Origin of the sequence: Prevotella pallens ATCC 700821 (assembly GCF_000220255.1) — a bacterium.
Lineage (GTDB): Bacteria > Bacteroidota > Bacteroidia > Bacteroidales > Bacteroidaceae > Prevotella > Prevotella pallens.
Window position 1 is genome coordinate 51050 of the sequence record NZ_GL982514.1, and the last position, 9744, is coordinate 60793.

Here is a 9744-nt window from a genome sequence, read left to right on the forward strand (position 1 = left end):
GCAAGTATGGTAGGTGCGCCACCATAAGAATATTGTTGCGTTTTAAAAGTATGGTTTTTGTAGTGCAAAAAGGGGGTTTTTAGCGTGCAAAAAGGGGGTTTTTATGTTGCAAAAACCCCCTTTTTGTTTTCTGAATACGTAACAGCCACAGAACAAACAAGTTACACCCAGTTTTCTATGACGCATTGCATATTCACAAAATGGGTGGCGAACAGGTGACGATGACGTTGCGAATGGTTTTTCATTTCGCATTACACATATTATAATAATGTGTCGCACGAATTGCAATAATGCAGCGAACACACGGTGAATGGGTGGCGAACACACCCCGAAACACCCACGAACACACTGCGAAACGCCTTATTTTGACCACGTATACACAAAAAAAAACTCCTAAAACCTTTGGGTAAAAAAGGTTTTAGGAGATATTTTGAAACTAAAACAGCCTACAGATTAAGGCTCTTTTTTATAGCTTCTATCTTTTCGTAGGCACGTGCACGACAATCTTTAAAGTCGGCTGCGGTTTGCATCTTGTCCTTTACTTCTATGTAGAACTTAATTTTAGGTTCTGTTCCCGATGGGCGAACGCTCACCTTTGTGCCGTCTGTGCAGAACCATTGTAGCACGTTGCTGCTTTCGGGCATTGTTATTTTTGTTTTCGTTCCTGTGGCATCGGTTGCTTCAAGAGCCTCGTAGTCTTTCCACAAACACACGGTGCTGCCTCCCAAATTGGTAGGTGGTGTGGTGCGGAAGTTACGCATCATCTGCTGAATTTCGTCAGCTCCGCTCTTGCCCGGGCGTTCTACGTTCACCGTATGCTCCTCGCTGAAGCCATATTCAAGGTATATATCCATTAGCAAATCGTAGAGAGTTTTACCTTTATCCTTAGCATACGCGCATATTTCTGCCAACAACGAACATGCACTAACGGCATCTTTGTCGCGCACAAAGTCTTCTGCAAGGAATCCATAGCTCTCTTCTCCGCCACCAATATAGTTTTTTTGTCCTTCGGTAAGTGCTATTTCGTGTGCTATCCACTTAAATCCGGTGTAGCAATCGCGCATTTCTATGTGTTGTTTTTTGGCAATTTGTGCAATTACTTCGGTGGTTACAATGGTTTTAACAATATAGTCTTTAGGTGTCATTTTGCCTAAAGCCTGTCTGTTTGTTATGATATACCATAGGAAAATAAGGCAGGTTTGGTTTCCATTTATTAGAATCCATTCGCCGTTACTATCTTTACAAGCCATACCAACACGGTCGGCGTCGGGGTCGGAAGCCATCAAAATATCGGCATCTAATGCCTTTGCGTCTCTCAAACCCAATGTTAATGCTTCGGCAATTTCGGGGTTTGGACGGTCTACGGTGGGGAAGTTTCCATCTTTTACCATTTGTTCCTTTACGCAATGCACGTTTGTGAATCCCCATTCTTGTAGCGAACGTGGTATAATAACTCGTCCGGCGCCGTGCAAAGGTGTGTAAACTATGCAGAGATTGTGCTGCCGTTTAATTACATCGGGGTCTATACAAACTGTTTTTACCATGTTTAGGTATGCCTTATCTACGTCTTCTCCAATTATTTCAATAAGGTTTTTGTTGCCCTTAAACTGCACATCTTCTATCTTAACTTGGTTCACCTGGTTGATAATTCCCTTATCGTGAGGAGCCAAAACCTGTGCGCCATCGTCCCAATATGCTTTGTATCCGTTGTATTCGCGTGGGTTGTGGCTTGCCGTAATGTTCACTCCGCCTTGCGCTTTAAAGTGTCTTATGGCGAAAGAACACTCTGGTGTGGGTCGCAAATCGTCGAAAAGATAAACCTTTATGCCGTTTGCAGAGAAGATGTTGGCTACTGTTTCGGCAAACAAACGAGAGTTGTTGCGACAGTCGTGGCACACTACTACCGATATTTGTTGCATATTTTTGAAGCACATTTTTAGGTAGTTGGCAAAGCCTTGTGTAGCCATTCCAACGGTGTAGATGTTCATTCGGTTTGTGCCTGCGCCCATAATGCCACGCAAACCGCCTGTTCCAAACTCAAGATCTTTATAAAACGACTCTATAAGAGCATCTTTGTTGTCGCTGTTTAGCATGTTTTCAACTGCCTTTCGTGTATCTTCGTCGAAAGCAGGAGCAAGCCATTGTTGTGCCTTTTGCTCGCATTGGGCAATTAGTTCTTTGTTCTGCATAGTTACCTGATAGTTTTATTGAGGGGTGTTTTTACGTCCCTCGGACGTTATTATTATATAGTTTGGTTGCCCCCCACCCCATTTTACATTTGCACAAAGGGGTGTGCTGAAGGGCATTAAACAGTGCAAATATACAGAAATAAATAGAATATATACCTTAAATATAGGATTATTTTTGTATTTTTGTGTCCGATTTTCAAAATTAAAACTAACATACAACAGAATGGAAATATATTTTCAAGGTGTAATTTTGGCGGTTTGCACCTTTTTTATAATAGGATTGCTACACCCCGTAGTAGTGAAATGGGAATTTTATTTTGGCACAAAAGGCTGGTGGCTATGGCTTGTGGGAGGCATAGTTTGCTGCGTTTCGGCTCTGTTTGTGGCAGATATATTCTGGTCGGCACTACTTGGCGTAACGGGAGCATCGCTTCTTTGGGGCATAGGAGAACTGTTTGAACAAGTGAAAAGGGTAGAAAAAGGGTGGTTCCCAATGAACCCTAAACGCAAAAACGCCTACAAAAAATAGCAAATGAAAGCCACTTTAATATTGGTGGGACGTACTAACAACGAACTGTTTGCACACGCAATAGCCGACTATGTGGGACGCATTGGACACTACATTCCATTTAAAATAGTTACCATTCCCGAACTAAAAAACACTAAAAAACTGTCTGAAGCACAACAAAAAATACGCGAGGGCGAAACAATTCTACGCGAAATACAAACAGCCGACACGGTTGTGCTGCTCGATGAGCACGGAAAAGAGTTTCGGTCGGTAGACTATGCCGCATGGTTACAAAAGAAACAGAACACAGCAAAGCATCTTGTGTTTGTTATTGGTGGCGCATACGGCTTTTCGGAAGCTGTGTATAGCAGGGCAAACGAAAAGATTTCGCTTTCTAAAATGACATTCTCGCACCAGATGGTACGCCTTATTTTCGTTGAACAACTATACCGCGCATGCAGCATTATACGGGGCGAACCGTATCACCACGAATAGTTTGGCAATCCGTTTGCAACATTATGGTTATCCGTTTGCAGCATTATCGCAATCCGTTAGCAGCCGTAGGGGTCCGATTTATCGCGCCCGCATATACAAACACACACACATAATGGCAAACGGATATGTGCGTGTGGTGAAATAAATGCACAGATTCGGTAACAGAAAAACACAAATTCGAGAACGAATATACACAAATTTGACAACGAAAAAATGCGTGTGCAATGAAACGAATACACGTATTCGGTGAAATAAATGCACGTATCTAATAATGTGGAAATGCGTTTTGGGTTATGGAAATATACATTTTTGGTTATGCAAAAATACGGGCACGATGAAACGAATACACGTATTTAATAATGTGGAAATGCGTTTTGGGTTATGGAAATACACATTTTTGGTTATGCAAAAATACGGGCACGATGAATCGGACCCCTACGCCTCACGGAGTGTTCGCAACCAATTCACGGAATGTTCGTTGCGGTATTCCAATTCGTGCGACACATTATTATAATATATGTAACACATCAACGTAAACCGTCCACAACATTATCATAACTCGCTCGCAACTCGTTTATTTCGTGATGGTTACGCATTCTGAAAACAAAAACCCCCTTTTTGCACTTCAAAAACCATACTTTTGCACACCAAAAACCCCCTTTTTGGCGTGCAAAAAGGGGGTTTTTGCTCTGTAAAAAAGGCGGGGCTGCACAACAAAAATGAACAACCAGAAAAGCCACTACCCGTAGCAACTATGCCAAACACGCACACCCCACCCCACAACAACACTACACATAGCGCACACGCCTACGCTTAATGTCTAAACGCATAGGGTGCAATATGCCCTGCTCGCTATACAACAACATGTAACGCTCCACTATAGGACGCACACGAATGTTCTTTCTACGACGCAACTTGTCTAAAACACTCGAAGGATTATCGGGCGGAACAACATTCAACACAGCACAAATGCAACGCACAATAGTGCAAAAACTCATTGGAATGCCATGCGAATCGAGCAGCAAACCCGTCTCCCACACAAGATGAGACAACTCCACTAAATCGGTTTTGGTACTCGTCCACCGTAAACCCTCCACATAATCGTGGTTCAATAACTCCGAAAAATCGGCAGCTACCATTGCTTTCATCTTCAATTCATCATCGCCAGACCAGCGATTGTTGCCCAAATGGGTCTTCGAAACTACTTTCATAATAATTAAAAAAAAGTTTAACGGCATAGGAAATGTTAATAAACACAAAACCTAAAATTGCCAAATAATAAAATTAAGGTTAATAAACCCGTCGTGCACAAACCACTATGGAGTAGCCAAAGGGCAGACACAACTAATTAATAATCACGCTTCTACAGATCGTTAGCCATATTTCGACCCGTTTCAGGTGCAAATATACAACCACCATTGTGCAGTATATGTTCAACGTAAAAAATATTTTTTGTTAAACTTTCATAACCATTTCGGTTCGCGAAATAAACTCTTCTATATTTCCAAAAATACGATATAAAAAAGTAAGAAACTAATTTGCAGATTATAAAAAAAATAGTACCTTTGTGTAAAATAAGGGAAGCGGACAGAAAAAACGCACCCCACACACACCTAATTAGGGTATAATAACAATTTATAAAAACCATTATTATGAAAGTTATAAACACAAACAAAGCACCAAAAGCCATTGGACCATACAGCCAAGCTATAGAAGCTAACGGACTGGTTATTACTTCTGGACAACTACCAATAGACCCTGCAACAGGCGAATTTGCACCCGGAGGCATCAAAGAACAAACCAGACAATCGCTAACAAACGCAAAAGCTATTCTGGAAGAAGCAGGAATAAGTATGGCAAACGTTATGAAAACCACCGTATTCCTATCGGATATGAACAACTTTGCTGCCATGAACGAAGTGTATGCAGAGTTCTTTAGCGAACCATTCCCCGCTCGCTCGGCAATAGCAGTAAAGACTTTGCCAAAGAACGCACTGGTTGAAGTGGAGTGTATTGCAGCAAAATAAGATACAAAACTAATTCATTTCATAATATTTTTGGTGGCCTAAACTCTTCTATACACATAGAAAGTTTAGGCTTTTTGCTTGCAAACAAATTGCAACAACGCTGCTTATGGGGGGCGAATGCGCTGCTTACAGATTGCGAATGCGTGGCGAACGGATTGTAACAATGCAACGTTCAAAAAACAAAAACCATACTTTTGTAACTCAAAAACCCCCTTTTTGCACACTAAAAACCATACTTTTGCACGTCAAAAACCATACTTTTGTAATGCGAATATGTAACATACAGAAAACGAACACGTTGCGAACATTCCACAAATGCGTGGCGAACACCCCGAAATGGATTGCAAAACATTCCGCAATATACCCACGTACACCCACGAAATTGGCTGCGAACCGATTGCGGATGCGCTGCGAACGAATTGCCAAACATTGCTGACGGTCTGCCAAAACGCTGCAAAACACGCTGCATCATTCGGCACTCCGCACAACAATGCACCAACATACAAACATAAAAAAACGTATAAAATTTACAACAGAATATGAAAAAAACAACACTAATAGTAAACATTTTCATCACCATTTTCCTACTCTTATTTGCGCTAAAACCCCTTTTACAATCGAGCAACCTATATTGGTGCGCCATATACATACTGTTTGGCGTGGGGTTCATCGCCCAAACTTCAACCATAATAAACGGATTTAGAAGAAAATTATTCCCACAAAAACAAATCAAAATATTAAACACCACATTGTATATTATGCCATTTATATCCGCATTAGGAATATTTATAAGTTTTAAATACGACCATTCTTTCTTAACTTTCTGGATATTTATGCTAATTCTAAATGCACTTTATATAGCTGTCCGACTCTTTCTAAAACCCAAAAACCGTTCCTAACAGTCCACAAAACACCCACACCCTCCCACGAAATATCCACGAACACTCCGCAAATAACCACGTACACCCACGAAATGCCTCACGAACACTCCGCCAGGCGTAGGGGACCGATTCATCGTGCCCGTATCCTTACATCATCGAATATGTGTTTCCACATTACCAAATATACATATCCGATTCGCCAAATCCCTGCATTCATTTCATCGAATACGCATATTCACATCACCGCATACGCATTTCCCCCTCCATTACGTGTGTATTTACGTATATGCGGGCGCGATAAATCGGACCCCTACAGCTGCTGACGGATTGCGATAATGCTGCTGACGGTCTGCAACAACGCTGCGAACAAATTGCAATATACACACGTACACCCACGAAACACCATACTTTTGCACCACAAAAACCATACTTTCGCACCGCAAAAACCTATCGGCGACAAATTGGGAGGGTCGCAAAAACGTTTTGTTAAAATCATCATTGTAGCTGAAACGAATATCTCCCATACTCAAAACAAAACTCTATCGTCTCTCTTAGAATATCATTTTCTTAATCATTATAATAGATTATATAGTGTACGGATAACTATCTGACATTCAATTTATAACGATTTCTACATACGACAAATATGGAACTTATCTGCGACAGATTAGTAATTTGAATGCGACAAATACGTAATTTGTCTACGACAAATAGGTAACTCGCCACCATTTCGGCACGACAGAATGGGAGAATAGGGGCGACAGAATGGGAATTTTTCACTTTTTTGACGCCGAAAACATATCCCAAATGCGCCAAAAACACCACTTTCTGTTTCTAAATACTACTCCCCTACCCCACCAAAATTTGTTTTTTATGGTGCTGAATACCATTACTGTTTTTACATTTACATACTTGTAAATGCTTGATAACGTGCTGAATACACATTATTAAATATTGCTTGCGACACAATGGGAACAATATTTATATGCCTAAAAAATACCTTTCAGCGACACTTTGGGAAACTATATGCACGCATTTCTCACATCGTTGTTGAATATTTGCAATATTCAGGCACAACAAAGCTGCCACCTTCTCTGAATATTCTCCATATTCAGGCACAACAAATCGTCCCCCACGCCTGCCAACAAACTGTCTGTCAGCTGCCAACAATCTACACTATCGCCATTAAAGCTCCACAATTCTGCAACGCACACTTCACTATTCTACACCACACATTCCACAATTCTGCAACGCACAAACCGCCAGACGTATGGGCAGATTCATCGTGCTCGCCTCTCCTCCGTTAATGTTTCGTGGCTGAATATTCATCTCCTCTGCCTCCATTAATTTCTCTTTCGTGGGCGTATATATATACGCAGGCACGGCAAATCTGCCCATACAGCTGTTAACAGACTGCTATTCAGCTGATAACAAACAACCATTACACTGCTAACAACCTGATGCGCACCCCTCAAAACTCTATCCGTAGCCCCTGCAAACATATTGCTACATTCTCTGTTTGCGTGCATTCGGAAGCCTTCCTAACCAGGCAACGCCACCCATTTTTTACCCCCCTAACACACCATACACCTACTTTCGATTTGCGTTCGGTTTTCTCTCCCAATTTGTCGCACCACTTTTGTAAAAGCATACTTCCTTTTTTGTCGCACAATGGCTATACCTCTGTTTTTTGATACCCTACTATTTTGTCGCACTTTTCTATACCTTTCCTCCTCGATGTTGCCTAAATTCTGCTGCCCATACCACAGAACTGCTGCAAAATAGCCCATTTTTCGAACGACAAATTAGGAACAAATATTGTTCAAAATATACCTCATAAGCTATATATAAATATCTAATGTACAGCAAAATAAACATATACAACTACAGAAACACTTAAACAATTAACCAAACTTTTCACTTTTTTGTCGCCATTCGCCTTTAATTCATCTCTTATCTGCTATGTGTATCAGTGCTTTATACACCTTTTTACACCTTAAAAAACTATATTCCCATTTTGTCGTACATAGTTTTTACAGCATATTTCCTCCCTTTTTGTCGCCCAAAACTACCCCTTTTGTTTTGCAACAACAATTTTGTTGCTGCCCCATTCCCATTTTCCTGCTTTTTTTCTACGCCTCCCCCACCCTTTTCGTTCCATTGTTTTTTGCGTTTGTTTCTATTTTTTTCCAAAATAGACTTGCGTTTTTTGCTTCAAAAAATCTTCCGTTTTTGTCGCCAAAACTTTTGGGTTTTCTAAACGCTATACCATTTACAGTGTTTCGGTTCTTACCAATTTAAAAATGTAAAACCCTATTTTTGTCCATCAAAAACCCCCTTTTTGCACGCCAAAAACCATACTTTTGCAATGCAAAAACCACCCTTTTGTTCTGTGAGAATGTAACATACAGATAATCAACACGTTGCAAACATTTTACGAATGTATATCAAACAGATTGCGAACACGTTGCAAACATTTGGTGAATGTTTCCTTAACACCCACGAAATTGCCTGCGAAACACTCCGTCAATTCCCCACGTCCACCACGAAATTGGTTGCGAAACACCCCGTCAATTCCCCACGTCCACCACGAAATTGGTTGCAAAACACTCCGCAATTCCCCACGTCCACCTACGAAATTGGTTGCGAAACACCCCGTCAGGCGTAGGGGACCGATTCATCGTGCCCGTATCCTAACATTGCCAATTACACATATTCGCATAACCAAAAATGCATATCCACATTATCAATTACGTGTTTTCATCTCACCACGCACACATCTTTGCATTACCATACCAATATATTCGTTTTTTGTTGTCTATAATATTGAATATAAAACAACCCAATACAGCATATATATACACGTAAACTGCATAAACTGTTTCTTAGGCTATTTTCTCATAAAAATGCAGAATCGTACCTTACACTCCACCTTATATATATGTATGCACCCTAATTTCGTTCTCACGTCTGGTAGAAATTGCGTTCCAATTATCCTCCCTATTCCCAGCGTAGAACCCCGATTTATTTCACCTCTTTACCGTTTTCATACACAGAATGGAGGAAAAAAACACGTGCACACCGAATTTTCACTCCCCGAAACTGTACCAAACTATGCACGGACAGAATAATTTGCTCTCACGCCTCCCACTCCATCCGCACCCCATTTGTAGAAATCACATTGCATTCTCTTAGAATTTTCACCACCCTCTCATAGAAATCACATTGCATTCTCTTAGAATTTTCACCACCCTCTCATAGAAATCACATTGCATTCTCTTAGAATTTTCACCACCCTCTCATAGGAATCACGTTGCATTCTCTTAGAATTTGTACCACCCATTTGTAGAAATCACGTTGCATTCTCTTAGAATTTGCACCCTCTATTCGTAGAAATTGTGTTATGCATTCGTATAATTTGTATCATTCAATTGTATATTGTTGCCACTATTTTCGTGCAATTGCGTTGCCACCGAATATAATTTTATTACACATTCTCTCGCTTTTCATTCTCTGCTGAATATATTTTTCCGTTCAAATATCCATTTCCTAACCATACCAACTACCCTACCCCACTCATAAAAATACCTTCTATTGCATCTATTTTTCCCATTCCGTTCTGTGCGCAACCACTAAAAATAACC

At 40.7% G+C, this 9744-nt stretch carries 9 protein-coding genes; 5 read left to right on the forward strand and 4 right to left on the reverse strand.

The features are described 5' to 3' along the window. Positions 1-446: 446 nt before the first annotated feature. Complete coding sequence (locus HMPREF9144_RS09390; RefSeq protein ID WP_006045751.1) at positions 447-2189, reverse strand: phospho-sugar mutase; 1743 nt, start codon at positions 2187-2189, stop codon at positions 447-449. A gap of 223 nt (positions 2190-2412) precedes the next feature. Between HMPREF9144_RS09390 and HMPREF9144_RS09395 the strand changes: the two genes are divergently transcribed. From HMPREF9144_RS09395 to HMPREF9144_RS13330, 3 genes are all read left to right on the forward strand, one after another. Next, entirely contained in the window at positions 2413-2718 is a 306-nt protein-coding gene (locus HMPREF9144_RS09395) for a DUF4491 family protein (protein ID WP_006045752.1), read from the forward strand. 3 nt (positions 2719-2721) lie between these two features. Then, complete coding sequence (gene rlmH / locus HMPREF9144_RS09400) at positions 2722-3192, forward strand: 23S rRNA (pseudouridine(1915)-N(3))-methyltransferase RlmH (RefSeq protein WP_006045753.1); 471 nt, start codon at positions 2722-2724, stop codon at positions 3190-3192. Positions 3193-3526: 334 nt separating this feature from the next. Then, positions 3527-3706, forward strand: coding sequence for a hypothetical protein (locus tag HMPREF9144_RS13330; RefSeq protein WP_146739276.1), 180 nt, complete (start codon positions 3527-3529; stop codon positions 3704-3706). 274 nt (positions 3707-3980) lie between these two features. Here the strand turns inward: HMPREF9144_RS13330 and HMPREF9144_RS09405 are convergent, their stop codons facing one another. Beyond that, positions 3981-4403, reverse strand: coding sequence for a hypothetical protein (locus HMPREF9144_RS09405; protein WP_040595832.1), 423 nt, complete (start codon positions 4401-4403; stop codon positions 3981-3983). Positions 4404-4844: 441 nt separating this feature from the next. Here HMPREF9144_RS09405 and HMPREF9144_RS09410 point away from each other — a divergent pair, with 441 nt between their 5' ends. Both HMPREF9144_RS09410 and HMPREF9144_RS13335 read left to right on the forward strand, forming a co-directional pair. Next, positions 4845-5219 (forward strand): RidA family protein, encoded by a 375-nt coding sequence (locus HMPREF9144_RS09410; protein WP_006045757.1) that lies wholly within the window; start codon positions 4845-4847, stop codon positions 5217-5219. 1849 nt (positions 5220-7068) lie between these two features. Next, positions 7069-7407, forward strand: coding sequence for a hypothetical protein (locus HMPREF9144_RS13335; protein ID WP_146739277.1), 339 nt, complete (start codon positions 7069-7071; stop codon positions 7405-7407). 697 nt (positions 7408-8104) lie between these two features. On the opposite strand, the gene HMPREF9144_RS09430 is transcribed toward HMPREF9144_RS13335, so the two are convergent. Next, positions 8105-8293 (reverse strand): hypothetical protein, encoded by a 189-nt coding sequence (locus tag HMPREF9144_RS09430; RefSeq protein WP_006045762.1) that lies wholly within the window; start codon positions 8291-8293, stop codon positions 8105-8107. A gap of 241 nt (positions 8294-8534) precedes the next feature. Continuing rightward, the gene (locus HMPREF9144_RS13340; RefSeq protein ID WP_156792529.1) at positions 8535-8705 is read right to left on the reverse strand and encodes a hypothetical protein; all 171 of its coding nucleotides are present in this window, start codon (positions 8703-8705) and stop codon (positions 8535-8537) included. Between the last annotated feature and the right edge of the window lie 1039 nt (positions 8706-9744).

Bases quoted from the DNA above. Each gene is read 5' to 3' on its own strand.
- HMPREF9144_RS13335 (WP_146739277.1), top strand. From the start codon at position 7,069: ATGGGAACAATATTTATATGCCTAAAAAATACCTTTCAGCGACACTTT.
- HMPREF9144_RS09410 (WP_006045757.1), top strand. From the start codon at position 4,845: ATGAAAGTTATAAACACAAACAAAGCACCAAAAGCCATTGGACCATAC.
- HMPREF9144_RS13330 (WP_146739276.1), top strand. From the start codon at position 3,527: ATGAAACGAATACACGTATTTAATAATGTGGAAATGCGTTTTGGGTTA.
- rlmH (WP_006045753.1), top strand. From the start codon at position 2,722: ATGAAAGCCACTTTAATATTGGTGGGACGTACTAACAACGAACTGTTT.
- HMPREF9144_RS09405 (WP_040595832.1), bottom strand. From the start codon at position 4,403: ATGAAAGTAGTTTCGAAGACCCATTTGGGCAACAATCGCTGGTCTGGC.
- HMPREF9144_RS09390 (WP_006045751.1), bottom strand. From the start codon at position 2,189: ATGCAGAACAAAGAACTAATTGCCCAATGCGAGCAAAAGGCACAACAA.
- HMPREF9144_RS09395 (WP_006045752.1), top strand. From the start codon at position 2,413: ATGGAAATATATTTTCAAGGTGTAATTTTGGCGGTTTGCACCTTTTTT.